This is a genomic window from Halovenus amylolytica (assembly GCA_004015825.1).
GTDB classification, from domain to species: Archaea; Halobacteriota; Halobacteria; order Halobacteriales; family Haloarculaceae; genus Halovenus; species Halovenus amylolytica.
In genome coordinates this window covers 217,794-244,188 of record SAYS01000004.1, presented here as the reverse complement: position 1 = coordinate 244,188, position 26,395 = coordinate 217,794, and the positions used below count along the sequence as shown (strand labels likewise).

General features: G+C 57.3%; 19 protein-coding genes and 22 tRNA genes. 28 read left to right on the top strand and 13 right to left on the bottom strand.

The features are described from left to right. Positions 1–80 precede the first annotated feature (80 nt). The 6 genes from xseA to EOW68_RS04810 form a co-directional block, all read right to left on the bottom strand. Positions 81–1,427 carry an exodeoxyribonuclease VII large subunit gene (gene xseA, locus EOW68_RS04835; protein ID WP_128224029.1) on the bottom strand — a complete coding sequence of 449 codons (1,347 nt, stop codon included), beginning with the start codon at positions 1,425–1,427 and terminating at the stop codon, positions 81–83. Positions 1,428–1,555: 128 nt separating this feature from the next. Continuing rightward, the gene (locus tag EOW68_RS04830) at positions 1,556–2,479 is read right to left on the bottom strand and encodes an ADP-ribosylglycohydrolase family protein (RefSeq protein ID WP_128224028.1); all 924 of its coding nucleotides are present in this window, start codon (positions 2,477–2,479) and stop codon (positions 1,556–1,558) included. A gap of 4 nt (positions 2,480–2,483) precedes the next feature. After that, entirely contained in the window at positions 2,484–3,977 is a 1,494-nt protein-coding gene (locus EOW68_RS04825) for a hypothetical protein (protein ID WP_128224027.1), read from the bottom strand. A gap of 29 nt (positions 3,978–4,006) precedes the next feature. Continuing rightward, on the bottom strand, positions 4,007–4,663 hold the full coding sequence (locus EOW68_RS04820; protein WP_128224026.1) for a metallophosphoesterase family protein: 657 nt from the start codon (positions 4,661–4,663) through the stop codon (positions 4,007–4,009). Between the two features lie 162 nt (positions 4,664–4,825). Further along, positions 4,826–5,737: a hypothetical protein gene (locus tag EOW68_RS04815; RefSeq protein ID WP_128224025.1), complete on the bottom strand. Its 912-nt coding sequence runs from the start codon at positions 5,735–5,737 to the stop codon at positions 4,826–4,828. Then, positions 5,734–7,824 (bottom strand): vWA domain-containing protein, encoded by a 2,091-nt coding sequence (locus tag EOW68_RS04810; RefSeq protein ID WP_128224024.1) that lies wholly within the window; start codon positions 7,822–7,824, stop codon positions 5,734–5,736. The genes EOW68_RS04815 and EOW68_RS04810 overlap by 4 nt, the downstream gene beginning before the upstream one ends. Before the next feature lie 338 nt (positions 7,825–8,162). Here EOW68_RS04810 and EOW68_RS04805 point away from each other — a divergent pair, with 338 nt between their 5' ends. Further along, positions 8,163–9,728, top strand: coding sequence for an ATP-binding protein (locus EOW68_RS04805; RefSeq protein WP_128224023.1), 1,566 nt, complete (start codon positions 8,163–8,165; stop codon positions 9,726–9,728). A gap of 192 nt (positions 9,729–9,920) precedes the next feature. On the opposite strand, the gene EOW68_RS04800 is transcribed toward EOW68_RS04805, so the two are convergent. Both EOW68_RS04800 and EOW68_RS04795 read right to left on the bottom strand, forming a co-directional pair. After that, the gene (locus EOW68_RS04800; RefSeq protein WP_128224022.1) at positions 9,921–10,757 is read right to left on the bottom strand and encodes a DUF6036 family nucleotidyltransferase; all 837 of its coding nucleotides are present in this window, start codon (positions 10,755–10,757) and stop codon (positions 9,921–9,923) included. Next, positions 10,754–11,680 (bottom strand): helix-turn-helix domain-containing protein, encoded by a 927-nt coding sequence (locus EOW68_RS04795; protein ID WP_128224021.1) that lies wholly within the window; start codon positions 11,678–11,680, stop codon positions 10,754–10,756. The genes EOW68_RS04800 and EOW68_RS04795 overlap by 4 nt, the downstream gene beginning before the upstream one ends. A gap of 677 nt (positions 11,681–12,357) precedes the next feature. Here EOW68_RS04795 and EOW68_RS04790 point away from each other — a divergent pair. From EOW68_RS04790 to EOW68_RS18315, 12 genes are all read left to right on the top strand, one after another. Further along, a tRNA-Gln gene (locus tag EOW68_RS04790) sits at positions 12,358–12,433 on the top strand. Between the two features lie 7 nt (positions 12,434–12,440). Further along, positions 12,441–12,513: transfer RNA gene (locus EOW68_RS04785), tRNA-Asp, on the top strand. A gap of 229 nt (positions 12,514–12,742) precedes the next feature. Next, positions 12,743–12,884: transfer RNA gene (locus EOW68_RS18325), tRNA-Pro, on the top strand. Between the two features lie 210 nt (positions 12,885–13,094). Continuing rightward, a tRNA-Ser gene (locus tag EOW68_RS04780) sits at positions 13,095–13,181 on the top strand. A 3-nt stretch (positions 13,182–13,184) separates the two neighbouring features. Then, positions 13,185–13,255, top strand: a tRNA-Trp gene (locus EOW68_RS04775). A 2-nt stretch (positions 13,256–13,257) separates the two neighbouring features. Then, positions 13,258–13,387, top strand: a tRNA-Leu gene (locus EOW68_RS18320). A 4-nt stretch (positions 13,388–13,391) separates the two neighbouring features. Further along, positions 13,392–13,474: transfer RNA gene (locus EOW68_RS04765), tRNA-Leu, on the top strand. Between the two features lie 47 nt (positions 13,475–13,521). Then, a tRNA-Leu gene (locus tag EOW68_RS04760) sits at positions 13,522–13,604 on the top strand. A gap of 4 nt (positions 13,605–13,608) precedes the next feature. Further along, positions 13,609–13,683 (top strand) — tRNA-Met (locus tag EOW68_RS04755). Between the two features lie 29 nt (positions 13,684–13,712). After that, a tRNA-Ala gene (locus tag EOW68_RS04750) sits at positions 13,713–13,785 on the top strand. 264 nt (positions 13,786–14,049) lie between these two features. Continuing rightward, positions 14,050–14,121: transfer RNA gene (locus EOW68_RS04745), tRNA-Tyr, on the top strand. 36 nt (positions 14,122–14,157) lie between these two features. Beyond that, positions 14,158–14,301 (top strand) — tRNA-Glu (locus EOW68_RS18315). A gap of 54 nt (positions 14,302–14,355) precedes the next feature. Here EOW68_RS18315 and EOW68_RS04740 read toward each other — a convergent pair. Next, the gene (locus EOW68_RS04740; protein ID WP_128224020.1) at positions 14,356–15,696 is read right to left on the bottom strand and encodes an RNA-guided endonuclease InsQ/TnpB family protein; all 1,341 of its coding nucleotides are present in this window, start codon (positions 15,694–15,696) and stop codon (positions 14,356–14,358) included. Between the two features lie 217 nt (positions 15,697–15,913). Here EOW68_RS04740 and EOW68_RS04735 point away from each other — a divergent pair. The 8 genes from EOW68_RS04735 to EOW68_RS04700 all read left to right on the top strand — a co-directional run bounded on the left by EOW68_RS04735 (position 15,914) and on the right by EOW68_RS04700 (position 17,075). Continuing rightward, positions 15,914–15,982: transfer RNA gene (locus EOW68_RS04735), tRNA-Arg, on the top strand. Next, positions 15,983–16,055 (top strand) — tRNA-Val (locus EOW68_RS04730). It begins immediately after the preceding tRNA gene. 4 nt (positions 16,056–16,059) lie between these two features. After that, a tRNA-Ile gene (locus tag EOW68_RS18310) sits at positions 16,060–16,203 on the top strand. A 4-nt stretch (positions 16,204–16,207) separates the two neighbouring features. Next, a tRNA-Val gene (locus tag EOW68_RS04720) sits at positions 16,208–16,278 on the top strand. Between the two features lie 146 nt (positions 16,279–16,424). Further along, a tRNA-Cys gene (locus EOW68_RS18305) sits at positions 16,425–16,564 on the top strand. 132 nt (positions 16,565–16,696) lie between these two features. Further along, a tRNA-Thr gene (locus EOW68_RS04710) sits at positions 16,697–16,768 on the top strand. Positions 16,769–16,925: 157 nt separating this feature from the next. Then, a tRNA-Gly gene (locus EOW68_RS04705) sits at positions 16,926–16,999 on the top strand. A gap of 3 nt (positions 17,000–17,002) precedes the next feature. Beyond that, positions 17,003–17,075 (top strand) — tRNA-Lys (locus tag EOW68_RS04700). 8 nt (positions 17,076–17,083) lie between these two features. On the opposite strand, the gene EOW68_RS04695 is transcribed toward EOW68_RS04700, so the two are convergent. After that, complete coding sequence (locus EOW68_RS04695) at positions 17,084–17,275, bottom strand: hypothetical protein (RefSeq protein ID WP_128224019.1); 192 nt, start codon at positions 17,273–17,275, stop codon at positions 17,084–17,086. 475 nt (positions 17,276–17,750) lie between these two features. Between EOW68_RS04695 and EOW68_RS04690 the strand changes: the two genes are divergently transcribed. From EOW68_RS04690 to EOW68_RS04680, 3 genes are all read left to right on the top strand, one after another. Beyond that, positions 17,751–18,353: an HNH endonuclease gene (locus EOW68_RS04690; RefSeq protein ID WP_128224018.1), complete on the top strand. Its 603-nt coding sequence runs from the start codon at positions 17,751–17,753 to the stop codon at positions 18,351–18,353. Between the two features lie 663 nt (positions 18,354–19,016). Beyond that, positions 19,017–19,148 (top strand) — tRNA-Arg (locus EOW68_RS18300). Positions 19,149–19,236: 88 nt separating this feature from the next. Further along, a complete protein-coding gene (locus EOW68_RS04680; RefSeq protein WP_128224017.1) occupies positions 19,237–20,766 on the top strand; it encodes a TROVE domain-containing protein in 1,530 nt (509 codons plus the stop codon). Positions 20,767–20,889: 123 nt separating this feature from the next. Here EOW68_RS04680 and EOW68_RS04670 read toward each other — a convergent pair whose 3' ends face one another. Together EOW68_RS04670 and EOW68_RS04665 are read right to left on the bottom strand one after the other, a co-directional pair. Next, on the bottom strand, positions 20,890–21,333 hold the full coding sequence (locus EOW68_RS04670) for a type II toxin-antitoxin system VapC family toxin (protein ID WP_128224016.1): 444 nt from the start codon (positions 21,331–21,333) through the stop codon (positions 20,890–20,892). Further along, positions 21,330–21,605 (bottom strand): hypothetical protein, encoded by a 276-nt coding sequence (locus EOW68_RS04665; protein WP_431358746.1) that lies wholly within the window; start codon positions 21,603–21,605, stop codon positions 21,330–21,332. The genes EOW68_RS04670 and EOW68_RS04665 overlap by 4 nt, the downstream gene beginning before the upstream one ends. A 91-nt stretch (positions 21,606–21,696) precedes the next feature. Between EOW68_RS04665 and EOW68_RS04660 the strand changes: the two genes are divergently transcribed. Together EOW68_RS04660 and EOW68_RS04655 are read left to right on the top strand one after the other, a co-directional pair. Then, positions 21,697–21,771 (top strand) — tRNA-Gly (locus EOW68_RS04660). 50 nt (positions 21,772–21,821) lie between these two features. Continuing rightward, a complete protein-coding gene (locus EOW68_RS04655) occupies positions 21,822–22,121 on the top strand; it encodes a hypothetical protein (RefSeq protein ID WP_128224015.1) in 300 nt (99 codons plus the stop codon). Between the two features lie 39 nt (positions 22,122–22,160). Here EOW68_RS04655 and EOW68_RS04650 read toward each other — a convergent pair whose 3' ends face one another. Beyond that, on the bottom strand, positions 22,161–23,129 hold the full coding sequence (locus tag EOW68_RS04650) for a DUF7983 family protein (protein WP_128224014.1): 969 nt from the start codon (positions 23,127–23,129) through the stop codon (positions 22,161–22,163). A 77-nt stretch (positions 23,130–23,206) separates the two neighbouring features. On the opposite strand from EOW68_RS04650, the gene EOW68_RS04645 reads away from it, so the two are divergent. Together EOW68_RS04645 and EOW68_RS04640 are read left to right on the top strand one after the other, a co-directional pair. Continuing rightward, positions 23,207–25,558, top strand: a complete 2,352-nt coding sequence (locus tag EOW68_RS04645) for a DEAD/DEAH box helicase (protein ID WP_128224013.1) — start codon at positions 23,207–23,209, stop codon at positions 25,556–25,558. Positions 25,559–25,589: 31 nt separating this feature from the next. Next, positions 25,590–26,393 carry an SWIM zinc finger family protein gene (locus tag EOW68_RS04640; protein WP_128224012.1) on the top strand — a complete coding sequence of 268 codons (804 nt, stop codon included), beginning with the start codon at positions 25,590–25,592 and terminating at the stop codon, positions 26,391–26,393. Positions 26,394–26,395: the final 2 nt, after the last annotated feature.

Sequence of the window (26,395 nt, the reverse complement as noted above, 5' to 3'; positions counted from 1 at the left end):
AATCATTTGAGCTAGCCTCACGCACTCTCTAGTGAAGCGACGGATTTCCGATTTCATTTCGTCCGTCGCTTCGCTCCCAGTCAAGATAGCCTAGCCGCTCCGCCGGCTAGCGATTCTACTGAGCAAAGCTTTCTGGCTTCAGCCGTACTCGTTGTGATGCGAGCCTGGGTTTCGAGTTCCCGATACGCATCAGTAATTCGTTGTTCGCTCTGCTGGAGTATCCGCTCAACATGTGTCTGATACGCACCATCGATTCTGGCTTCGAGATCCGACAACCGTCTCCGCGCTGCTCGCGCTGACGCTGCCTCGGATTCCGCCACCAGTTCACGCTCTTGTAGATGCTGGTCGAGCCGAGAGTCGATCGCTTCGAGACGTGTCTCAACGAGTGTCCGGTACGCAGTACCGATGCGCTGTTCGAGATCGCTCGCTCGCTGTCGCACTGACTGTGTCTGCAGATGCTGTTGACGCAGGCTGTCGACAGCGGTCTCGATCCGGCGGTCGACTTGTTCTAAGTGCTCCTCGGCCAGCGTCTGATACGCAGTGTCAATGCCCTGCTCCGTCGTCGCAAGTCGCTCAAGAACCGTTTCGACGGGCGTCGTGGCTGTGACCCCTGCCTCGGTCGGTGTCATCGCCCGGGCATCAGCGACGTACTCGACGAGCGTCTCGTCATCTTCGTGGCCAATGGCGACGACCACTGGCGTCGCACAGGCGGCCAGACACCGCACCAGGGGTTCGGCGTTGAAACACCAGAGATCAGTGTCCGAGCCACCACCCCTAGTCACGATGATCGTTTCGACGGCTGAGTCGTGATCGAGCGATTGAATGGCCGTAATTACCGACCGGACAGCATCCTCGCCTTGGACGGTTGCGCCGTGGAGTTTGACAGTCGTACGGGGCGACCGATCAGAAATCGCTGCCCAGGTATCCTCGCGTGCCGACCCACTCGGAGACGTAACGAGGCCAACACACGCCGGGTATGCCGGGATTGACTGTTTCCGTTCCTCGTCGAACAGTCCCTCCTGTTCGAGTTGGTTGCGTAGTGCCTGAAGTTGCTCTTGCCGGGCGCTCTCGCCGAGGGGCCAGTAATCGAACACCAATAGTTGACAATCACCGCGGTTGGGATAGAAATCCACGGTGGCTTCGACGACTGCTTTCGTTCCCTCCGCAAGTTCGTGGTCGAATCCAGAGACCTGATCTGCCCACGCCAGACAGGAAATGACCGGCTCCTCGTCGAGGTCCCGAAGTTCGAAAAACGTCCCAAAGTGGTAATGGTCAACTTCAGCAATCTCACCGATAACGTGAGTCGGAAACCGGTCGTGTGAATCGTTCAACACACGCTCGATTTCGTGGTTGAACCGGTCGACTGTCCACGCTCCTTCTGGGAGGATTCCTCCCGAAGCTTCGGAGTCAGAGTTCAGAAAGTCCATAATAACTCGCCGCAGGCCCCTCTCTCTTTACATCAAGCAAAGGTGCAAGCATAATACTTGTGTCAGTCAATCTTGCTCTGAATGAGAGTGGCTCACACGCCTATAATGGTCATGTATCTCGTCAGCAATCACGGTGGGTCGATATCTGTCGTAGCCAGTGCTTGCGCGAGGAGGTCGATATCCTCCTGATACTCAATGGTGGAGAGCCACCGATCGGGGAGTGACTTGCTCCCGAAGCGTGCACCAGCAAGCGCCCCTGTGACGGCACCGATCGTGTCGGTGTCACCACCACGGTTGACTGCACTTACGATGGCCTCCTCGGCGCTGTCTGCCGTTAGCGCGTCGTACAACGCTGTTTGCAGTGTATGGATAACGTAGCCGCTGGTTTGCAACTGCGAGTCATCGATCTGATCGGGGACGAGTCGCAGCGTTTCGACAAGTTCAGTCGGGGCATCGGGTTCAACATGTGCGAGTGCATTTTCGAAGGGGCTGTCCTCGCCCTGGAGGTAGCCAGCGATCGTGTAGTTCAGCACTGCACACCCGTACGCACATCGCGGATCGTAGTGCGTGATTTTCGAGGACTGCCGACTCACCTGAGTGAGCGTGTCGAAGTCGTCAGCAAAGGCAATCGCGTGTGGTGCACACCGCATCAGGCTGCCGTTCCCGGCATTTGACCCTTCGGAGCGGCGGTGCCAGACTTCCCGTCCGGCGTCACGCCACGCCGTTCCATCGCCGTACTCCCGGATGGCATCGGCCGTCATGAGACCGATATCGAACGGGTCGCTGTCGTACCACTCGTAGAATCGATCAGCGATATCCTGTCCGTCAAACGTTCCCTGTTCGACGAGACTACGCGCGATGCACAGCGCTAGGTCGGTATCGTCCGTGACGGTCCCAGCGGGTTGTCCGTGCGTCCCGTGGCCGAGCATCTCCGTTACGGTGCCGTGCTGTGATTTGATCTGAGCAGCACTCTTGAACTCGACTGGTCGTCCGAGTGCATCACCACAGGCCAGCCCGAGCAGACAGCCTCTGGCGTTTGTTTCGAGACTCATCGTATCACTCTGGGTTGTCGTTCACGATTTCGTACGCCGTGGCATCAGCGATCTCCCACTGAAGCCGGTCGAACGATTCCTCGTTTGCTTCGTAATACGAGAGAGCGTATAGGCACTCGCACGCATCGAACACATCATTTGCAATCTGATATTCGTGTTCCACCGTTGCCTTCGTCTCGCCGTCAGTGTTAGCAGAGAGTTTTGACGACCGGACCGAGACGCCGTCAAGTCTGGTCTGTTCGAACGCCGCGTCCGCTGGTTCATCCGGATCGCGGTTTGCCTTCGGCTGGATCAGATGCCACCCTGCAGAATTCTTGTACACGAACTGTGTGATGAGTCCCTCACTTCGCTGTGACTGGATATGCAGATTCTGTGGATCCTCCGACCAGACACGTCGACTGACCGTGTGGCTGAACACAAGCGGTTCGTCACCGAGTTCCTGTGTCTCGATCGGGAACCGCTTCAGGACGGGATCGAACTTGGCTGGCGAGGCCCTCGCCTGCGTCATGAGTAACTGATTATCGTAGCGAGTCAGCCCGAACTGCCACGGCTTGCCGTTCCCATCACGGTACGACGCAAGGACGAGAGGTTCTCCAACATCGGCATCCGTCGAATTGTCTCCGGGCACAGGCCGATACAGTTCACCCTCTACAATGATCCCGAGTGGGTGATAGCTCGCAGCGAGTTCCTCGTGCCAGCGTCGGTACGCTATCTCCCGACTGGAGAGTTCGTCGCCTGCAGCATTCTGGAAGATCGCCTCGATCTGGCCCGGTCCGTGTGTCGCTTCACCGACGACCAGTGACTTTTTCGTCAGCTCAAACCGGTAGAAGTTCGTCGGACTCTGACTCTTGATCTGTTGTGCGAGTTTTTGGGCATCCGCTGGATCAGTCAGTGAAGCCACGAGGGAGAGTTGGATCGGCGCCTCAGCAGTGCCATGATAGACACCAATCTTGAGCGAGGGCGTATCCTCAAACAAGTCGAGATGCTCGAAGTAGAACGCAAGCAGATCAGCTTTCGTAAGTTCAGATCTCTCAACTGTCTCGCTACGAATTGTGACGAGCCATAGATCCCGCTTGAATGGTTGACAGTGGGTGAGATCCGCATGGAAGAGTGCGCCCCGCCCGGGCGTCTCACTTACGTCAGCAAGAACAGCCGCCACTTCACTGTTCGACTCGAACCGGTGTACGTCCATCGCAGGCTCTGGATCTGCCGGTGGTGCTTCAATTGAGTTTTCACCGTTGTCGCCCTCGGATTCTCTATCTACTGGGATCGAAGAAATCGCATCTGCGGATTCGAAGACATCTGCTGGAACGACATCGTCTGCGATATCAACGACGACAGTCCCGCCTACGGTATCTCCGTCAATATCGAGGCCGGTCGTAACTGGCTTTATCTCCATACCGTGGGTTTCCGCTTCCTTCTGAACCTGCTGGGCGGTCTTGTACTCGATATTCCCGCCGTCCGATTCAAACTGGTACGTGAGGTTGTATAGTGGCATAGTGGGGTAGCTTTACTGTTTCTACTGCGTTATCGATCCTGTGCGAGTCGCTCAGCGTTGTGTTCGGCAATTCCGGCGTCTCTGATACGCTGCTGGACACGTTCGATATCGTACGAGACACGCCGGAGATCAACTGTCAATTCGTCCAAATCGACGATAGCGTAGGCAGCATCCGGATCTCCGTCGCGTGGCTGGCCGACGCTGCCGGGATTCACGACGATTCCCTCGTCGAACACCTCCGCATGCTGGATGTGGGTATGCCCGAGCACGAGGACATCTTCCCCGTCAAGCAGTGCTGGATCGAACGCTTCCGGGATGGTGTATCGGTTCCGTTCGTCTGGATGATCGTGGACAACTTTGAGACGACCGTCGAAGAGCAGGCGTTCTCGGGGACGTGCCTCCAGCCATTGCAGGTCAGACTCGGAAAGCGTTTTCCAGGCATATCGATCACCTGACTCGTAGGGGCGTCCCGCGACGACTGCCCGCTCGTGATTTCCTTCGACGGTCGGAATATCCCGGCCACGCACTGTGTCGAGACATTCCTCTGGAGACGGTCCATAGCCAACGATGTCGCCAGCGCAAACAACGGTGTCCACGGCCCCCATGTCGTCGAGCACTGCCTCTAATGCGACAGCGTTGCCGTGGACATCTGAGATGAGTCCCACTCGCGTGGATTCATCGGTCATCGTCGCTCACCCACTGGCGTGCGTAATTCAGCCGATGGACCTATCAGACGAGGACCGTTATACGGGGTACCGCCCTCTCTGAGTGCTGATTCCGGACGAAGCTGTTCACTGTTCTCCCAACTCTCGGTTCCACGTTCCAGATCCGGTTTCACATCTCTCATGCTAATCACCTTGAAGCAGTTTCGGTGACAGTTCATCAGCATGGGTGTCGATGAGATCGAGAAGCGGTTCGATTTCGCCAAAGTTGGGTCCTCTCGATATCTCTCCTGTTGAACGGTCCCATCTGACGTAGCCTCCCTTCGCTAATTTTGGGAGATGGTTGTGGATCAATATCACCTCGTCTGCCTCTCCATCGAATACGTCCTGCGACAGTACATCATCCATCGTCTCGACGATACCACGGTTCAATCCCAGGAGAATCAGGCGCCGGTGGCGGGAATCCAGCATCTCGAATGCCCCGTCCAGTTCGGGTTGGAACAGGGCACTCATCGAACGATCTATCAAGGGGTTTGCTGGCCCACGTTTCGTCCTATTCGACGATTCTTCAGTGTTTGGATCGGTTCTGTCGCTATCGAGGGAGGATGATTGTCTCTCCGAGGAAGCAGTCTCTGCCGCTGTGGTGAGATCACTGCCAGTACCGGGTGCCTCGACCCAGGGGAGATCGCTGTCAATGTCTCCCTGCTTGACGGCTGGTACGAAGTCCCAGGCATAGTAGTGATGCCAGCCATCGACATCATCGAGATCAATATCATCAACGACGACGTAGTCATCTGCCGCTGGATGCAGATCGGCGATGAGCGCCAGTCGTTCGCGGCGGCTCGGAAACCGTTCGTAGTAGCCGTCTGGCCCTTTCTCGCCGAGCCACTGGTCCCAGTCGTCCGGATGGCGCCCGACGATATCGACAACACCCGGAATTGCAGCTTCCTCGACCAGTTCCTGATTCCCAATCGCGTAAACTGCGTGCTCGGTTTCGTGAGCGAGATGGCGGACCCACTCCAGCGGGACGGCCTCGTGGTCTGGACGCGGGTTCACGTCCACCGTCCAGTCACGGTCGAACGCGAACACCAGCATCACTCACGCACCTCCGTCCGTCGCTGCTCACCGGTGTCACAGAGCGTTCCGAGCAGTTCGATTTCCTGCTGGAGCGTCTTATCGCCAACTGCGTCCATCTCCGCTTCGAGATAGTCGCGGAGATCGTGGAACCGATCGACATACCGGTCGGGAACAACCAGCGGCACGGACTCCCGTTCGTGCTGACCGGGCTGGTCCGTGAGCAGCCAGTCATCCACGCCAGTCGCTGCATCTGCCCGCTCGTGGAGATCAGCGGCCCACGTTCGAAGTTCGTCGGCGTACCGGGCGAGCGCGATTGCTTTTCGAATCCCACTGTGTGCGTATGTCTCAGTCTCCGCTGGGAGCTCAACCTGCACACGCTCGGTGTGCTCGCCACCGTCGCGCTCCGTCCACGAAGCGACCAGATCCAGATTTCCACCACTGTCTGTCTCTGCCAATCGGACGAGCACGACGCCGCCCCGCGCCTCGCCGTCTTCTTTGGCCGAAGGGAACAGGGTTCCGACGTGCATGAGTTGGTCACGTTCCGCGTCCGCCGACGGGGAGCCATGGACTGTTTCTATCTCGTATCCATCAGCGTCCAGTTCGAGGGTGAGGTCGTACACCAGCGGCGTGACCATGTAGTCGAACTCCTCACCGAGTCGGCGTTCGAACTCCGTTGCCGAGTGGATGAAGTAGTGGTTTGCACCGCGGATGCCCGACAGGGTGTCTGCCAACTCCGCATTCGCGTCGAGTCCCATCCCGATGAACGTCGTGTGGATCCCGTCGGTGGCTGCATCCCCGAACAGTCTGGTGAGTTCACTCTCTCCCGTCGTCCCGGTGTTCGGCATCATGTCGGTCATGAAGACGACACGGCGTTCGACGCGCGGGTCGGGTTCGTCACGGACGAGCATATCGACGGCCGCCTCGAATCCATCCGCGAGGTTGGTGCTCCCACCGGCTGCGATCTCACGGATGTGGCGGCGGATCGCGGGCATATCAGTTGTCCCGACATCACGCAGCGGTTTTGCCACGTGAGCGCGGTGGTTGTAGAGGACGACCCCGAGGCGGTCCTCTGGCCGGAGTTGCTCGGTCAGCGCACAGAGTGATTGTGTCGCGGCGTCAAGTTTCGTTTCTGCGCCGTCTTCGACATCGTGTCTGGTCCCGTGCTCGTCGTAGTAGTAGGCATCAAATGGACTCTCCATGGAGCCCGAGACATCGAGGACAGCAACGAGATCCAGCCGTGGGCGGTCGAACTCGTCGACAGAGAGCGTTGAATCGAGTCCGACCGAGAGATACTGCTCGGTATCCCCGCTGATCGGGTGCTCGCTCCTGGCAGCTGCGTAGCGTGGGGCGAACAGCGCATCTGATGCAGTTCTTTCACCGGTCTCGAAATAGTAGTCGTAAAACAGCCCTTCGTCACTGATCGCTTCGGGCTGGGGCGTGTACTCTTCTGCGATGTTCTCCCGGAAATTGGTCACGTCTTTCGCCCCGCCCGTGGCGAGCCCGACCGTTTCTTGATTCGACATCTTAGGGGCGGCTGCGTTGGACACTGGCTCGGGTGACTTGAGCAGTCCTGCACCATACTCCTGATTCTGTCCAGTTTGAAGTTCGTGCGGTGCTACTTCTCGGTTGCAGGACTCGCAGACGTATTCTGGCGTCGTAGCTTGACTGTCCGCTGCCATCGGATTCCAGTCGTCAACGAGCGCGTCATCCGACGAAACTCCATGCAGAGATGCCTGACGGTCAATAATTCCGAATGAATCGGTGAGATCGAGTTTTGCTGCGGCTGCGACGATCGCATGGTTGACTGTGTCAACAGCCTGTCCCGAGCGAATCTGCCCGCCACAGTGCGGACACTCGGCTTGTAGATCCGCTGCTCCGTCGATGGGATTTGCTCCCAGCAATCCGTAGATGTTGTACCTCGCTCCTGTTTCCAGATCTGCATCGATCTCACCAGACTGGACGAGTATGGTGAACTCGGCTCTCGTTCGGTCAGCGACGATCAGCTGCTCGACGTGGTCGCCCTCGGTCGCAATATTCTGGCGGCTGAGTAGTTCGACTGTGATGGTGCGGCGGTTCCCTTCCCCGATGTCAGTGTACGTCGTGTTCATATTGTCGATGGTAGCTGCCGTGCCCCGGACAGCCAGCGGGTGGTCTCCGATCGTGTCTCATTTCTCGCTGGAATCGAAGAGCGGAAATCACCACTACAATGTCTCTTTTGCTCCCATCCTACTCACTTCTATGAACCAAATTGTTATAAAGTCTTCGCTATAATGCACTGTATGGAGAGTAGACTCGGGAAAAGACACACTCCGATGCGTATTAATCCGGATCGAGACGGAGTAGATACGACAGAACCCGGCTTGGATGTGAATAACCTCCGCTGTACTGTGTGGTATCAAGACGAAACAATCATTTCGAGGGCACCCAACTGTCCAGCAACGAAATAATGGCTTTCGACGCTGGGGATGCGCTCGTCCGGTCGTTGCACGAACACAATCCGTGGTGGGAAGACGGCACAGCGGCCTTTTCCCTCCCTGATCGCCAGAAGAGTGACTTCTATCATCTCGCGCGTCCCGATGAATCCGGCAGCCAGTTCGAAGATCAACCCCTCCTAGGACTGGTCGGTCGACAGGGCGTCGGAAAGACGACACTGTTGCATCAGTTCATCCGCAACCGGATCGATGCCGGCCAAGCCCCGGAACGATTTCTCTATCTCCCCTTCGACGCAGACCCACTCTATCAGTTACAGTCGGACGAACAACTCCAGCGCGCAGTTCGGTACTACGAAAGTCGCATTCTGGGTCGAGTCGATACCGACTACCCCCACTTCATTTTTATCGACGACATCCATCTGATCGAGCATCCGAACAAACCGACAATCGACGGCTGGGGCGTTCCAGTGACAGAACTCCTTGAGGATATGGCGGGCCGACACGTCGCGGTGACTGCGAGTGCTGGCGTCCAGATCGATCGGGAACTCCAGAATAGCCCAATGTCACCGCCAACGTACGATATTCAACCAATTCTGCCCGAAAAATTCCGCGACTATATTTTCACACTGTATCCAGACTTCGAGGTAGAGGACACGCGCGTGAGCCCGACATCGCTGCGGAGTGGAGAACACAGTCTACCGACCGCTCTCCAGAGTGGCGAGATCGAACCGCTCGTTGCGGAACTGCAGCGAAAGTACGACAAGGTGGCGGCTGTCGAACGCCGCATCCAGTCACAGGTTGTCGAGTACCTCGCAATGGGCGGGATCATCAGCTACGAACAGGGCGGTGCCGTCGCGTCAGCGTCCGAATTAACATCGTCAGATTACGCACGCCTGCGCGACGACGTGCGCAACGCACTGTATCAGGAAGTACCGGGCTTCGAATCCATCCAGACGGTCGCAGATCTCGAGCGACTGTGTGCGCTCGCAGCTCGGAACCGAGCAGCCGAATCGTTCCGGTATCAGGAGCTCGTCGAACTGTTCGATGTCGATCGGCGGACGATCGCCGACAGTTATCTCCCTGCACTGGACCAACTGTATCTGTTGTCAGGCGTCACGGAATACGACAACAGCAGGCCCCGCGGAGTTCGACTATTCCTGCGTGATACAGGCCTCGTGACGGCGCTCGCCGATGGAGACGCTTCGACAGTTCGCAACGATTTCGATCGGGAGGCTGACCTCGCACGCATCGCAGCATTCGACCACACCATGCGATTTACATACGGCATCAACGCAGCGCAGGGCAGTGACTCGACGCCAGCTGTCGAGTTTTGGCGCGGCCGCAACGGCGAGGTAGATTTCGTCTTCGAAGTGGATGAAAACCCAGTTCCCGTTGGGTTGGCCTATCAGTCACGCGACCAGGAAGCGTCGCTCGCTGCCGTGCAAGAATTCAGACAAACCTACGAGACGCCACTTGGCTTCCTCATTACAGGAGATACTGTTCGTAGTGGCCAGCCCGTTGAAGAGGTGGATGATGGTGTTATCCGACTGCCGTACTGGTTGTATCTATTGCTGTGCTGATGCCCAGCAACGTGCTGGACTGTGAACCTGATAGGCCGAAAATTACTCCATCTTGGAAAGTCTATCTACTCCCTGTTCAATCGATGTTTTTCAAACATTATTTAAAAAAGAGGCTTAAAATACGTTCGTCGTGAAATATCCCAGTCTTTCCGTTTATCTATTTCTCTTATAAAAATTCAGTCGGTGGAGACATCAGTCAGAAAAAATAAGTGATCCGTCTGAAGCACGCTGGATTTTTCCAATCTGTACCAGCCATTCTATCCCAGACGAAGCTGTCTCTTCACCAACCTGCTGCTCAATTCTGGATTCGGGAACGCCAGCGTAGAGATTGTCGTCATATTCATGCTCCAAAAGTGAAGTCATAGCATTGCTGACTGCTACTCCGTCTTGGGAGCTGGCATATAGCGTTTCAATTTCCTCGTGGATATCGAAGATATATCCCTCGTCCTTCAGTCGATCCAGTTTATGTTTCATCGACCCGATGAACGCATCCCCTTCAATAAAATCGAGCTGTGTCTCGATTTCTTCGACGATTACTATTGAGTCAATTCCGGCTTCGGCGATCCGAATCATATCGTCAACATCATCATCCCGATTGGCGACCGCTTTGAATAGGAAAATGTCGTTTAACGATACTCTTCTGACCGAGAGTTCGCCCTCATCGAATAGATGATGACTTCGAGACACCATCGCGTCGCTGAGATAGATAACACCTGCTACCTGTTCATGAAACACATCAAAACGACGACGATCCTTTTCAAGAATGAAGGCGGCATCGAGTTTCTCATACGCCTCTGAGAGATCATCCTCTGGCTCGTAGCCAGCCGAAATGAGAACATCCCACAACCATTTCAGTTCAGACTGGTCTCGGACAATCAAATCAATATCTTTTGTGGCATTCTTGAGTTCCATTAGAGTTAGCGCACCACCGCCGATCAGGTATACGGTCAACTCCCTGTTGATGAGGCCGGCAAGTTCACTAAATTGGTCACGGATTCCGGTTGATCCAAATGTCGGCTCCCGGCTCATAGTTCAACCTCATACTCAGAAGCTAATTCTTTGAATTCCTTCCATCTTGGTGTCTCATCTGAGTTACCCTCTCCTTCGGTACTGAGAAATCTCAGCAACGGTAACACAATGTCCTCAGTTCCGTAATAGTTCGCGGCTTCCTCTACACGCTCCTGTGATAATCCTGCCTCAACGATAAGCAACAGGGCATATTTTCGATGTCGTGAGTCGTTTTCTATAAGCAGTAGGTGACAAACCAGATCAGCCGGAGTGAGTGAATTGCGCTCTTCGGAATAGAAGTAATAGTGTTCAGATGTTGTAAAAAATTGGAGTTCGTACTCTGCGAAGGCATCAAGTCCCGTTCGATGGTATGCTGAATGATCTACCTCTGATTCGGTACGAAGGAGGAACTCTTTGTGAGACTCCCAAACGAGAGCCCCATTTCCTACGTGTCGTTTAATTTTGACGCGGTGAAGATGATGTCGGAGTTCGTACGCAAAGCGATGAAGGTCTTCGAATTTTTCGCTTAGCCTGTACTGGCTTCGGTCCTTGAGTACCATTGCTCGATTCGTAAGTGTCCGTAGATTACGGTAAATTGTCGCGCGAGCGTGACCTGTGCGCTCTGCGAGTTCAGTTGCAGTCCACGGATTCTCGCTGCTCAGATAATACAGAACGTTCAACATCGATTTTGTGAGCAGATCCGGAAGATCAATGTGTGGATTCGCTCCTGTTAGTGACTGGAAAATTTCGATACACCGTGCATCACTTGGCTCAGCAATTGTCCCTTGGGCTGTTCGTTTCTTTCTTACAAGACCTACTTTTTCCAAGATACCAAGCGTCTCTGATACCGTGTCCTCACGGTAATCTAGATCCGCCGCCAATTCTCGGAGGTATTTCGGTGAGTCAAGATCTGAAAGAACCCGCAATTCTCGTTCACCGATCATATTGTCTCATAATGCCCCAGAATGTATTTAAACTCATGGGTGAAAATGAAACAAATAGTCAGAATAACTACTAATACCGCTCTTGGATATCACATGGTAGATTATAAGCGGAGCTCAAGGGCTTCTGGATGCTATTCACTTCGTGTGTATTGGTAACACACCATGGCTAGAGTTAATACACCTGCCATATTGATGTGTAACTGAAGTCAAAGACAACCCGCAACAACGAGGTTTCCCACACAATGATCGACATTCGCCACACACCGCGACCTGTCAGCCCCCTTTTAGCCGCGGGTCGCGTCGTCGGCGAATATCTACGCGATCAGCGTGTGGATATATTGGAAGGTAACCGCTGGCTCCAAGCCAAAGGCGAACGCCAGACGTCCGCCGGCGGTAGCCGGACACCACACCCCGCATAACCTGGCTCCCACACGGAGTACCCGTCCGGAGCTGGGGAAGACGGGATGACCGCCTGCATCCATCTTCGAACACGATTGCTGCCCAGTAGTGGGACAGTCGTGAGGATGGTGCTCGCGGCATTTTGGTTCGTGGTCGATCCATCAAGGAGCGGCCAGCTCCAGACGCGCTGAGCGTCCTCGGAGTCGGTACTCATCACTTCCCGCAGAGATAGCTGCAGCTCTCTCCACCGAGAGTCGCGGATCGCCGATCCGCTCACCAGCCCCGGAGTCTCCGCTGGCGAGGGACGCTGGACTTTGAATCCAGAGGTCGCCGGTTCGATTCCGGCCGGGGCGATCAGCCAGCCGACGTGGTGTAGTCCGGCAGCATGCGGCCCTGTCACGGCCGTGACTCGGGTTCAAATCCCGACGTCGGCGTATTGGCGTGGAAGACACGCTGGGGATACCCATCGAGGTCGGCAGCAGCCGGTCGATGTCCGCCATCGACTGACTGCTGGGCCCGGCAGGGTCTACAACCGACATGGTCCGATGTGGTATTCCCGGGACATCCGAAGTACGCCTTCCTGTGTGCGATGGGCGCATGATTCCCATTGCACACGCAGACGCATAGATCGACAACTAGCTGCCGAGCGACGGCAGCCCTTGCGGGCCGATGGTCCAGTGGCACGATCCGTGCCTTGGGTGCACGAGACTGAGGTCCAGATTCGCAAGCGAATCTGGGCTCTACCAGACGCAGCGCGAACGTAGTGAGAGACCGTCTGGTTCTGGTTCGAATCCTCATCGGCCCACTTGCCGTGTCTGAGGATCGGTGACCTCACTGACCTGCTACGTCAGCCCCGGTGACGGGTTCTCGGTTCGACTCCGAGACACGGCGTCCTGCCTTCGGCAGGTGCGAGAAATCTACAGAACAGACTGGTGAGACATGCGGACAGGTGACCGCGCTCGATTTGAAATCGAGAGCCGCGAGGTTTCGGAGTTCGACTCTCCGTCTCACCGTCGGCGGGATTCCCCTAGTCTGGCCAAGGGACCGCACTGGAACCGCGGTGTCCACGACGGACACGAGTGTTCGAATCACTCTCCCGCCGCATGGGTGCGTGGTCCAACGGCAAGACACCTGCCTCCAAAGCAGGAGATGGCTGTTCAATTCGGTCCGTACTCATTACCGCGGTAGCCAAGTGGTCAAAGGCTGCGTCCTGCCGAGTGGAGCGAGGCAGGGCTCGACGGACTGGTCCGTCGGTGGGCTTAAGACCCGCTACGTAGGTTTTCGCAGGTTCGAATCCTGCCCGCGGTACTGTGCCGCCATACCCAAGTGGCCAAAGGGAGACGGTTGAGGGCCGTTGGCACAGGTCCTACCGAGGTTCGAATCCTCGTGGCGGCATGCCAGCCACTGTGCTGGCAATCGATTCCCTGTCTTCGCTTTTGCGTGTCGCCGTACCCAAGCGGCCAAAGGGGCGTGGCTCAGGACCACCGGCGTAGGTCCTGCCGAGGTTCGAATCCTCGCGGCGACATCGACGCGGGATTGGGTAGCTTGGCCGATCCCGGCTGGCTCATGACCAGCAGATCCAGGTTCAAATCCTGGTCCCGCGATCAGATAAGACCTGTACCCATCGCGTCTGGGGCCGTAGCTCAATTCGGCAGAGCGCCGTCCTCGCAAGACGGAAGCTGCGAGTTCGAGTCTCGCCGGGTCCACTCGCGCCGACCGGTGGACTGTTCTCACAGTCGCCACTGTTGCTGCTGTCAAAACGATGGTAGCGGTCGGCGCTCTCACTGCTGCACTCTCTGTGGCGCTGAAACCGGGTCGAGTGGAAGAAATACTTCGTTCCACCACGCGGACGGGACGACGGGTGCTGGGCCGCCGCCAGGGATGGAAAACCTCGGCGTCAACGGTCGGAGACTCCGGCCGTGACCAGTTCTTCCACAGTTTTCCCCGGTATCCCGAGTGCTGCAGCCTGACTCCCCGTGGTCCAGCGGCTACGACACCTCCCTGTAGAGGAGGAGACGCACGTTCGAATCGTGCCGGGGAGACTCGACGCACGCGAGTGCGTCACCTGCCATGGTTCAGCTCCAGTGGAGTAGTGGCCAAACTCACGGCCCTCTCGAGGCCGAGCACCTGGTTCGAAAACCAGCGGTTTTCGAGCCCTGCCATTCGCAGCGCGAACGAATGTGAGCGACCGTCTGGCTGTGGTTCAAATATGGGCTGGAGCATACTCCCATGACATCCTCCGCACCGTTCACGGCGCGGTTTCCTCCGTGGGAATCTCAGCCGGTCGACGACTCCCCGGAGGCAACATTCCCGTCACGGTGGACGGTACTCAGATCTGTGCGCTGTTCTTTGGGACGTTCGTGAGGGTGTGAGATCCCCGACCAGTCGTGGTCGTCCCACTCGAACCGCACGGGCCGTGCCATCGGCCTGACTGCCTTCTCGGTGTGCCGTCTCAGGAACGTTTCTGACGCTGTAAGGTCAGCGTGCCCCTCGAAGCCACACGGACAGGTGAGCGTGTCCTGCTGCCGTGTCGTTCGGTCTGTCGAACCACACTGGGGACACTCTTGACTGGTCCACGCTTCCGACCGCACTTCGACGGAAATCCCGTACTCCTCGGCGGTACAGGCGAGTCGTTCAGTGAACTGCTTGAACGCCCAGAAGTTGTGCGTCTTCGCGTTTGCTTCGATCGACCAGTGTGTATCTAGTACGTCGGTCAACCCGCCGATATACACCGTGTCCACGCCCTCGGTGTACAGTCGCTCCAGCAAGTCACGACACAGTGCCTCTTGCGCGTGGTCCCGGCGACGGGTTCGCTTGCGGTACAGTCGCCGGATGCGCTTACTACTGTAGCAGCCTTCTTCGAGTTTCGACTGTAACCGGGCGATTTCTCGCGTCTTGTCACGGAATCGCTGGAACAACTCGCGGCCTTCGTACAGGTATTGCTCGTCGGTCGTCGTGGTACAAGCGACAAGATTGTTTGCACCAATGTCCAGAGCGGCCGTCTCGTCGGCCAATGGAGTTGCCTGTGCATCGTCAGAAACAGTCACAGGCTGCGAAGCTCGGAAGGTGCTGTCTGTCTCGTCGTACCACAGATCAAGGCGGCCCTGTTTCTCGTAGTCGGGCCAATTTGGGTCGCCAGCGATTTCCAACCGGAGCCGCCCGGTGTGGTTGTATCGGTCCTTCAACTCGCTCCCGACGAGTATCTCAAGCCGGGACCGCTCGCCCCATTCGACGGTGTACGATGTGTTTCGAATGACTGTCTTGAGTTGGCGTCCCTTGTCCTCGTTGCCACGGAAGCCCGGTGGCTCTGGGTGGTCCGTTACCGACGTGTTCGACTCGTCGTGGTACTTTTGTTTGTTCTGGAAGAACCCGCGCCAGGCTTCGGTGTTTGTCCATATGACCTGTTGGGCGGTGGACGCACCGAGAGCGCCTTTGTATCGGCCTTCCAGTTGGCCTGTATCGGCGTCCCAAACGTCCTCGTCCTCGTCGTTGTACCGCATGAGGCGCTGATAGTTGACTTCGTTCCAGAGAGCGGCAGAAGCGTCCAACAGGTCCCGTAGCAGTTGCTCCCCGTCATCGGAGAGCGGTCGCACGGTGAACGTGTTGGTTCGCTTCATCGCCTGAGTAGGTGTTCGAACAGGGACATATTGAAAGGTAGCCACCCACAGTGAAAGTGGAACTGACGCTGGCTGGTTGAGACGCAAGACAGGCAGTAACGCGGCGGTATCTCACCGGACCGTACACGATTCACGCCCGCCCTGTTCGCTATTCAGTTCCGACAGCGTGTCGGAACGCTCGTTCCTCACGGGAAGGGCGGGACTCTCTCGCTGACACAGGTAGCTCAGGGGACAGAGCAGTCGGCTTCTAACCGACTGGTCCAGGGTTCGAATCCCTGCGGGAGTATGGCGGGCAGTCCAGTGGAGTGGACGCGCTGCTGACATCGGCGAGATCGGAGGTTCGAATCCTTCCCTGCCAATCACGGGCGCGTACCTCAGACGGCAGAGGGCCCCGCTGATAACGGGGCAGTTCGGTGGTTCGGAAATCGCTTAACGATTTCCGAGTCCTGCCAGACGTGCACAGCGAAGCGAGCACGTCTGGCTCTGGTTCGAGTCCTCCCGTGCCCATCATGGACGCATGGTCCAATGGCACGACACCGCCCTTACATGGCGGCAATCGAGGTTCGAATCCTCGTGTGTCCATCTGGCAGAGCCCCGACTGTGGGCCCCTAGCTCAACTGGCAGAGCGCTCGCTTTGCAAGCGGGAGGCTCCGGGTTCGACTTCCGTCGGACTCGGTCCGACGATATCACGCTCGCTGTGCTCGCGTGATTCCCGGGGGTGTCCATTGGCCGCGGTGGCAGAGTGGTCGAACGCACCTGCCTGCAGAGCAGGATCGCGTCGGTCTGGAAATCCGCGATTTCCAGAGCAGACCAGACACGCGCAACGAAGTGAGCATGTCTGGGCGGGGTTCGAATCCGACCCGCGGCTTCTGTGGTGTCGAGTGAGATGGTTTCTCTGATTACTCGAATAGACGAATCAGCTGTGGCCGGGTTGGGGTAACTGGCAACCTTCGGCCCTGTGACGGACGAGCTCCGAGTTCGAGACTCGGACCCGGCCCTCGCCGGCATAGCTCAACTGGTAGAGCGCCGCTCTTGTAAGGCGGTAGTGGGCGTTCGAATCGCCCTGCTGGCCTGCGGGTATAGCCAAGGTGTCATCAGATTTCAATCTGGTATGGCGCCGAAATCGCCCGCAATCTCGATGACGCCGTCCAAGTGATGAGATACTTCGACTGCACTTGCAGTACGACTGCCTCTCATCGCTAGTTTTCCAGCGTCCACTCTTCGTAATAGCGCCGGTAGTCCAGTCTGGTCAGGACGCTGGCCTTCCAAGCCAGAAGCCCCAGTTCGAATCTGGGTCGGCGCATGCGGGCCCGGAGCCTATGAGGACAGGCACTGGACTTTTAATCCAAGGATAGCGGGTTCGAATCCCGTCGGGCCCTTTGGATCGCTACGCGATCCGTCCCCTGATGTAGATAGCAACAACAGAGTGTTTGCTAACTCCCGTCGGCCCTCCTTTGCCTGGAAGTCCCCCGTGGTGGGGGAGTCGCGCTGTTACCGTGATCGTGGGAGGTTCGACTCCTTCTCCAGGCGTCCGGCCGACCGAGATGAGGCCGGCCTCGGGACCCTTTGGTCCCGGCATATACTGGCTTGCTCCTGGAGTATCCCGATGCAGTGGTTCTAGCAGAGGATGTAGACTGGTAGACGAAAGGTATTGATTGATCAAGCATGACAACATTTCGGATTACGGCTGACGGTCGGCCTCTCAAAGAGGAGTGGGTCACCGAAGTGGTCCTGCCGGAGACCAATCATAAACGAGTCTTAATGACGTCAACGAGAATATCTCCTCTAAGTGGCCGGCTGTCGGAACCGAATCCACGACGGCAAGATTGAACGTGATGACTACCAACCGGTTTCGGACTCAAACACTCTTTCGAGGCCCCACCATGTGATGTTCACACACGGGCAGATCAAGGGCTTCGAACGGCTGCGTTGACCTATGCGTGTCCAGCGTAATTGGGTGCTTGAATTGTTCCTTACAGCACTCTCGGAACAGAGGAAGGGTCAGCACGAAAGTTTATTCGGGAATCGGGAATCAAACCTCACTAAGAGGATTAATGACGGCAGAATGTCCAACGTGTGAAGACGAGTTCGATACTAAACACGGGATGCGAATTCATCACTACGGTGCTCACGATGAACAGCTCCCTAACCGCACCTGCCAGTCATGTGGCATACAGTTCTACGACGAAGATTCGAAGCAAACGTACTGCAAAGAGTGTGATCCGCCGACAACACCATCCGGAAAAGACAATCCGAACTGGAAAGGCGGGAAACCCAAGAAATCGTGCGATTATTGCGGCGAGACGTATCGAACGTATCGTGATAACCGGTTCTGTTCCCGGGATTGCTTCAAGATATGGTGGTCGGAGAGGACGCGAAACGATGGGAACCCCATGTGGAGTGGTGGAGTCGAAGTTGAGTACACTGGCTCTTGGGCCAAAGTAAGACGGCGAGCCCTCGAACGTGACAATCATACGTGCCAGTCTTGTGGTACAACTCGCCCCGAAATCGGACAAGAACCGGATGTCCACCACATCGTTCCTGTTAGAAAGTATGACGACCCCGAGCGAGCACACAGGCTGGACAACGTGATCTGTCTTTGTCGGAGATGTCATCGAAAAGTGGAGGTGGGAGATCTGGAGATTGCTTCCGATTAAGATTGAGTTGACAGGGGGTTCGATTCCCCTCGGGAGCACTCCGGAATCGATGCCGTCGAGGAGCCGAGATACTTCAACTCCACAGCAAGCAGCACTCGGCACCAGTTTTCCGGCGTCGATTCCATCACTGTGGCCGGCGAGACAGAGTGTTCCTTCACCGGCATTAGGTGGGTTCAAATCCCACAGATCGCTCTGTCTGTTTCCCGGCCACGCAGTTATCGTGGCGACCGCTCAGTCAGAGCGTTCCTTCGAATGGTACTCTGGGTTCAAATCCCAGTGGCAGGCCACGGGGCCTGTCATGATGTCGAGTCTTGGGGCACCCCGAGACTGGGCCCGCTCTGGCAGTTTTTCGGTCGCCACGACTCATTCGGTGACCGGCGAATCGAGGTGTTACTTCGCCAGGAACTCGCAGGTTCAAATCCTGTCGGTGGCGCTTCCATCGAGAACACCCTGGACAAAGAGAGGATATGTTCCTCTCGACACCGGCTCCCGCCTTGATAGTTTTTCGGTCACCGCACTCATCAGATGGCCGTCGAGCTGGAGCCTTCCTTCGCCTCAGGAGCCGGAGGTCTGGGTTCGAATCCCGGCGGTGGAATGTATTGATCCACCGTAGTGTAACCTGGTAGCACGCTGTTCTGGCTCCAGCAGTTTTCCGGCCATCGTGCCCTCGTAGCTCAGTCAGGATTTAGAGCACCGTCAGAGACGAGCTCTGACGAGCCCTCGTTCGGCCGCTGGCCTCACGAGGACACCGGCCTTCGAAGCCGGGAGTCGCACGTTCGAATCGTGCCGAGGGCATCCGGCTGACCGAATGAGGCTGGCCGCTGTCCACCGACACCGTGGACAGCACCCGATTGGAACCGCCTGTTTCGGTTCCGGTGATACCATGGAATTCAACGAGACCAAACAGACACTCGCAGACGCAACGCGAACGACCAATCACGAGGGTGGCGAGGCGTTCGAGCCCGCTGACCCGCGACTCGCACTGTACAAGCGAACGATCAACCAATTGCTCGAAGACTCGTACTACGAGTCGGATGAGGAGCATCTCGCTGCGGTCGTCCAGCGATTCGACGCCGCGGCAGATGAAGATCCCGAGTTCGTCCTCAAGCTCGCCGCGTACGCGCGGCAGGAACTCTACCTTCGAGATATCCCGCAGGTCCTGCTCGTTCTGGCGGCCAACGACGACCGGTTCAAAGACGACTTAGACGAGTCGCTGATCCGGGAGTGGGCACCAGCGATCATCCAGCGGATGGACGAGACGGCGACGGCACTGGCAGTGCACGACGACCTCTTCGGTGGGACGGCCCCGTGGCCGCTCCGCCGCGGGATTGAGGATGCGCTTGTCGAGATGGCTGATGCATACACACTCGGGAAGTACACCCTCTCACGGCGAGAGGTGACGCTGTACGACGTGTTCAACAGGGTCCACCCGGAGCCGGTCGATGAACAACAGGAGGAACTGTTCGAGCGGTTCATGCGGGGTGATCTGGACGACTACCCCAACGTAGATCCACTTCCGTCGCCGAACACTTGGGAGACAGTCATCTCGGATTGGGGCAACACCCAGGACGCCTGGGAAACGCTCATCGAAAACGACGAGTACACGCTGCCAATCTTCGCGTCAATCCGGAATCTGCGGAACATGCTTCAGGCTGGCGTCGACGAGGAGGTGATTGTCGACCACCTGGACCTGGAAGCGGTCCGACACGCGCCGTTGTACCCGTTCCGGTACTACCAGGCGTACAAGACCCTCCAGCAGGCTGGTATCCAGGCCCCCGCCGTCGAGAGCTGGCTGGAGCAGGCAATCGATGTCTCCGTGGAGCACGTGCCCAACGGTCTGGGTGAAACGTTCGTCGCTGTCGACCTTTCAGGATCGATGGACAGCCATCTCTCCGACAACAGCACCCTCACGCGAAAGGAGATCGGGTCGCTGTTCGGGGCGATCCTGGCAGAGCGAGGTGCTCGTGTCGGCGGCTTCGGTGACGACTTCCAGACCGTTCCGATGCACGTCGACGCCCCAGTGCTCCAGCGACAGGACGCACTGCTCGGGATCGACGAGCAGGTTGGACACTCGACCAACGGCTGGAAAGCCCTGCGACATCTCCGAGAGGAAGCAATCGCAGTGGACCGAATCGTTGTCTTCACCGACATGCAGATCTGGGATTCACGGATTCGGTTCAGCGACGACGCGAACACGATCCGTGAGAAGTTCGACAACTATCGAGCGGCTGTCGCGCCGGAGGCGTCACTGTACATGATCGACCTGGCATCCTACGGCGACCTCGTTACCCCCGAGGGCTACGAAGATGTCTACAACATCTCGGGCTGGTCGGAGAACGTGTTGGAGTTCATCGAGCACGCCGAAGAGCCAGGGCAGGTCATCGACGAGATCGATTCGTTCGACCCATTCTAGACCAATTTTTTGCACGAGTAGTGTAGTCCGGCCGATCACACGGCCGTGCCAGGGCCGAAACGAGTGTTCGAATCACTCCTCACGCATCGGCATAACTCGGAGATCCACTACTCTGAGAGCGCGTTAGGTTTGATCAGTAACAGATTCGGGAGCAAGTCGATCGATTACCCCATCGAAGTCATCGTCAAAACTCAGCACGGCATCGATATCGTGATGTTCGATCATGACGACGGTCATTGCGTCGGTGAAGCTGAGATCCTGATCCGCGTACGTCTCGTACGTCTCGACAGCGGTGTCAAAAAGCGCGGGCGACGCGTACACCATGTCGATTGCGTCGGGATATCCCTCTCCGCGGATTCGCTTTCCGACCTCAATACCGTCAGCAACAGATCCAGTTCGTCGCTGCGTGAGCGTAACTACTTCATCATACACGTAGTCGCTTGTTATCACTCGACCGTATTCCGCTGCCTGGAGGACACGATTGAGGGCACCGACGGCTGTCTCGTGACGGCTGGCATCAGTATCGTGATGGGCATAGAAAACCCCTGTATCCACGAACACACTCATCCGTACAGGATGTCGTCAATGTCCTCCTCATCCGTCTCGACGCCTGAAGCGATCATTCCCTCGTTGAACTGCGCGAGTTCGTTGTCAGAAAGACTTACTGCGGTGTCCCTGAACGAATCGATAAACTCTGACCGTGATTCAACAGCGGATTCGACGAGACGAGACAGTACTTCCTGTTGAGTGACCTTCTTCCCGGTTTTCAACTTGATTTCGGCCTGTAGCTCTTCAAGCTTCGACTTCGTGTCTTCGTCCATCTTTACTGCAGTCGGCATACGTGAAGTTGCATCTGGAACGTAGTTAACCTTTCTACCAAGAAGGCATGGAGCGGATGATATTGAACCTGCAGAGCTACGGTTCATTTTTGCGCGAGTAGTGTAGTCTGGCCGATCACACGGCCTCGCCATGGCCGAAACGAGTGTTCGAATCACTCCTCGCGCATCCGAGCGTGTGTCGCGGGCTGACCGCGCGGCGCTCATGAGGTGATATTAATGGCAATTACTCAGACAGACCCGACAGTTTCGACTGTCACAGCGGTTGTCGCTGTTCGTATTCCAGATGGCGCTGGCTTCGATCTCATGACTGAGGCCGAACAGCGGCTGGCGGCTATCGAGGGCGTTCGTGCGGTCAATATTGACGGACTCCGCGAGATTCAACCCGGACTGTCCGCGACCGTCACGACGGTTGCTGTGACCATCGAGGCGATAGTAACTGTCGATGAACTCCGCGAGCGGCTTGCCGAGACAGTTTGTATCAACGCCATCGACCAACTAACGTCGGATGCCACGTAGTAGTCGGCGATCCCCGGTCGATGCGGATAAAACTAAGTCTTAATTTTGCAGTTGCGTACCTGTACTGAAACTCGTCAGGTCGTCGATTCGGTCTTCTAACGCTTCGATTTCCCGTCGAAGGTCGTCGGTTTCCTCCTCCTCACTGGCTGCCAGGCGGTCTTTCAGTCCCTGGAGGCGTGATTCCTTGACTGATTCGTCGACCCCGGCTTTCCGGACGTATTCGCTTTCGTCGATCTCGTAGACAGCTGACTCGGATAGTTCTGTCACGTCGAGTGCCTCGTCTACCTTGCTTGAATCTACAGTCGTGACACGCTCTCTGTCGATACCAGCCGCTTCTAACTGTTCGAGAACCGTCTGTTCGTCTCTGAGCGAGCGGTTGCGACGCGATGTTCGCTGGACCGAACCGTACTGGCCGTGAACCGGCTGGTCATGGTGAAGGCGGTCAAGTAATACGTCGGCGACATCTGTACGGAATTCGTTCGCGTTCCGCTGCACGTCAGAACAGAGCGTGTAGAGATTTACCAGTTCGTCTGTTTCCAACTCGGAGAGCTCCGAGACATCGTGGCGTTCGAGGGCGTCGACGAGGAGCAGTGCGTCTGAATACACCTCTAGACTCTCCGGTTCGACACGGTCGGTGTCGTCGCCAGAGTCGTCGCTCACCAACTGCGTATCCGTGGCCGTCTCCTGTTCGACGATGACACTCCGGTCTTCGTCGATCTCGAAGCGAGGGTGGAGACTCAGTACTGCTGGATACGGGTCAGCATCCGGTGGAAGCCGGTCGAGGTCGAAGCCACCGGTCGAATCCTGAATCCGCTGATAGAGCGTTTCGAACTGGTCACGCTGGAGTGGGCGTCGGTCGCCCGATTCGTCGCGCGCGATGACGATGCGGTGTTCCTGGACATCGGTAATCCGAAATCGATTGTGAGAAAGTGGCGTGATGAGTTCGGCACCGTCGGCGAGTTCGCCGAGTTCGTCAAGCAGCGTATGCCAACTGACGCTAAAGGGCATGAGAGTGAGTACGACCCCTTCGTGTAAAACGTTCAGGTCACGATCCCTATATATTAGTGCGTGAGTAGTAGTCAGTAGTGGACGAGTTCATCGAGTGGATCCGGAACCGCGACTACTACGAGGGCCAGATACGCTTTCGACAGGAGGTTTCCGCTCGCCGCGCCGAGACGAGGCCATATGAACTGAACGCCGCGATTGCGGCACGACTCGCCGACCAGGGGATCGACGAACTCTACGCACACCAAGTCGAGGCCCTCGACGCACTCGATCGCGGCGACAACTTCGTCCTTGCAACGCCAACGGCAAGCGGGAAGAGCCTCACGTACACGGTTCCAGCACTCGAACGTGCACGCGAACGGGACGGGCGGACGCTGTATATTGGTCCGCAAGTCGCGTTGATCAACGATCAGGAGGCTACGCTATCGAATTTTTCCGCACCGTTCGAAGAGATTGCTGTCACCCAATACACTGGTGCGCTCTCGCAGACCGAGCGTCAAAACGCCCGTGACGCCGACCCGTCGATCGTGCTGACGACGCCGGATATGCTCCACTGTGGATTACTCACCCACGCGAGTGATCTCTGGCGAGCGTTTTTCGAGTCGCTCGATCTGATCGTTGTCGACGAGGTACACGAGTATCGTGGTGTTTTCGGGAGCCATGTCGGACTCGTGTTCCGGCGACTCGCGCGTCTCTGTGACCAGTTTGGAACTGACCCGCAGTTCGTCTGCTGTTCCGCGACGATCGGCAATCCCCGAGAGCACGCGGCGACCATCACCGGACAGCCTGCCGATTCGTTCGCGCTTGTCGACGAGGATACCAGTGAGACTGGCCCGACACACTGGCTGTTCTGGCAACCACCGAAATACGAGGAGGGAGACGCACCTGCCGGGGCGGGACAGCGCCGCTCTCACCATGGCGAAACGATGCGGCTGTTCGTCGATCTCGTCCAGCGAGGGTACCAGACCGTCGCTTTTACCCGAGCCAGACAGACTGCGGAACGATACGCCACAATCAGTAGCGATACGCTCGCAGAACGGGGTAAAGACGATCTCGCATCGAACGTGACGGCGTACCACGCCGGACTGCGCGACGACCGCCGGGGGAGTATCGAACAGGCGCTCCACGCTGGTGAGTGTGCAGGCGTCTGGAGTACGAGTGCACTGGAGCTCGGTGTCGATATCGGGAGTCTCGACGCCGTCTTACTCGATGGCTATCCAGGGACCCAGATGGCAACTTTTCAGCGCGCCGGTCGTGCGGGGCGCGGCACTGCGCCGAGTCTCGTTGCCCTCATCGCCAGCGAGGATCAACTCGATCAGTACGTCATCAACAACCCGCAAGAACTGTTCGATGGCACACCCGAACACGCCGTCGCCGATCCATCGAATCCTCATCTCCTCCGATTGCACACATACGCCGCAGCCGCCGAACAGCCGCTTCGACCAAGCGACGAGCAGTATTTCGGCTCGACGTTTCCAGCGGTCGTCAGCACGCTCACAGACGACGGCGAACTGAGCCGGCAGCAGACCGCAGATGGACTCGAATGGCGACTATCGGCGAGCGGACGGACCGTCAATCCGTACGAAAGCGGGCTCCGGACTGTCGCGGATCGAACAGTCTCACTGCGCGTTCGCGGCGGGAGCCGGGACACACTCGGAGAGCTACCACTCGACGCTGCCCTCAGGGACGTGCATCCGGGAGCGATCTACCACCACCAGGGGGCGCGTTACGAAGTGCAGTCACTGGATCTCGACCGTGACGCGGCCTGGCTCACGCCGACAGACAGCGACCACCAGACCCGTGTCACGTTTGACGAGTCGATCACCATCGAAGAAGACATCACTACAAAGCAGTTGGCGACCCGCGAGGATGTGACCGTCCATTTCGCGGACGTGACCCGACGAAAGCAGGTGACGGGGTTCCAGCGACGCGACCACAGGACAGGGGAGATACTGAGCGAGCAGTCCCTGGACCTGCCGGAGACGACTCTCTCGACCCGAGCGCTGTACTTGACACTCCCGCCTGGGCTCGAACAGCTCATGGAGACGATGTCCGGATCGATCGACGGTGGGCTACACGCTGCCCAACACGCCCTGGTCGCAACCTTCCCACTGTGTATTCTGTGTGACCGACGTGACATCGGGAGCGTCTCGACGACTGACCATCCACAGGCAGCGACGAGTGCGCTTTTCATCTACGACGACTACCGGGGTGGTGTCGGACTGGCAAAAAGTGGGTACGACCAGATCGAGACAGTTCTCCGCCACACCTGGGAGTTACTCGCCGACTGTGGCTGTGCCGAGGGCTGTCCAGCGTGCATCCAGTCGCCGTACTGTGGCCGAGCGAACGAGCCACTGGACAAACGGCTAGCACTGACGCTGTTGATGGCTTTGGCGGATCCGGAGGGGCGGCCCAATACTGCCAAATCGTAATTAGGTTTGAGGTACGTCTCACAAACAGCACATGGACGTAGACAAAGACACAATTCGGTCCCGGAGCACCGATGCAGTGTTCGAGCGGGGGCAAAACTACCGCGACGAGGGGCGGATTCAGCGTTTCGACCGGTTCGCCGATCTCGTCACCGCAACTGTTCGCGGGTCGAATCTGTACGATGTGACGGTTGAATTTGGTGGACGGGGCATAGATACACGGTGTACCTGTCCGTACGACGGGAGCGGTGACTGCAAGCACGTCGTTGCAGTGTTGCTCGATATCGCTGCTGATCCGCCGGATGACGAGAGCGAGCGTATCGAAACTGTGCTTGATGAGGTATCTGCCGACAACCTGCGTGGATTCGTCCGTGATGCTCTCGCGGAACACGCGGAGTTGCGCGAGCAGTTTCTCGCACGCTTTGGTGAGGATTGCAAATCAGTCGATGCGTACCGCAAGGAGATTGCAGAGTTGTTCGAAGAACAGACTCAGGACTACGGTGTCATGACTGCAATCGATTTCTCCCGGTTTTTCGAGATTGCAGACCAGTACCGTGACCGCGACCGGTATCTAGCCGCTGCGACCGTCTATCGAGCAGTGTTCGAAGAGGTCGACGAGAAATCGAACTGGATCGAAGGTGCCTACGACCACTACGCACAGACCATACAGCGGGCAATCGATGGCTACGCCGACTGCGTCCTTGCGACGGATCCAACTCCCCGTGAGTTCGATACGTATGCCGGCGTACTGGAAGTGCGGGCATCGACGGAACCACCGATCAACAACGAGCAGTTCTGGCGGGCGCTCGATGACCTCGAAGAGCGGTATGAACAATAATG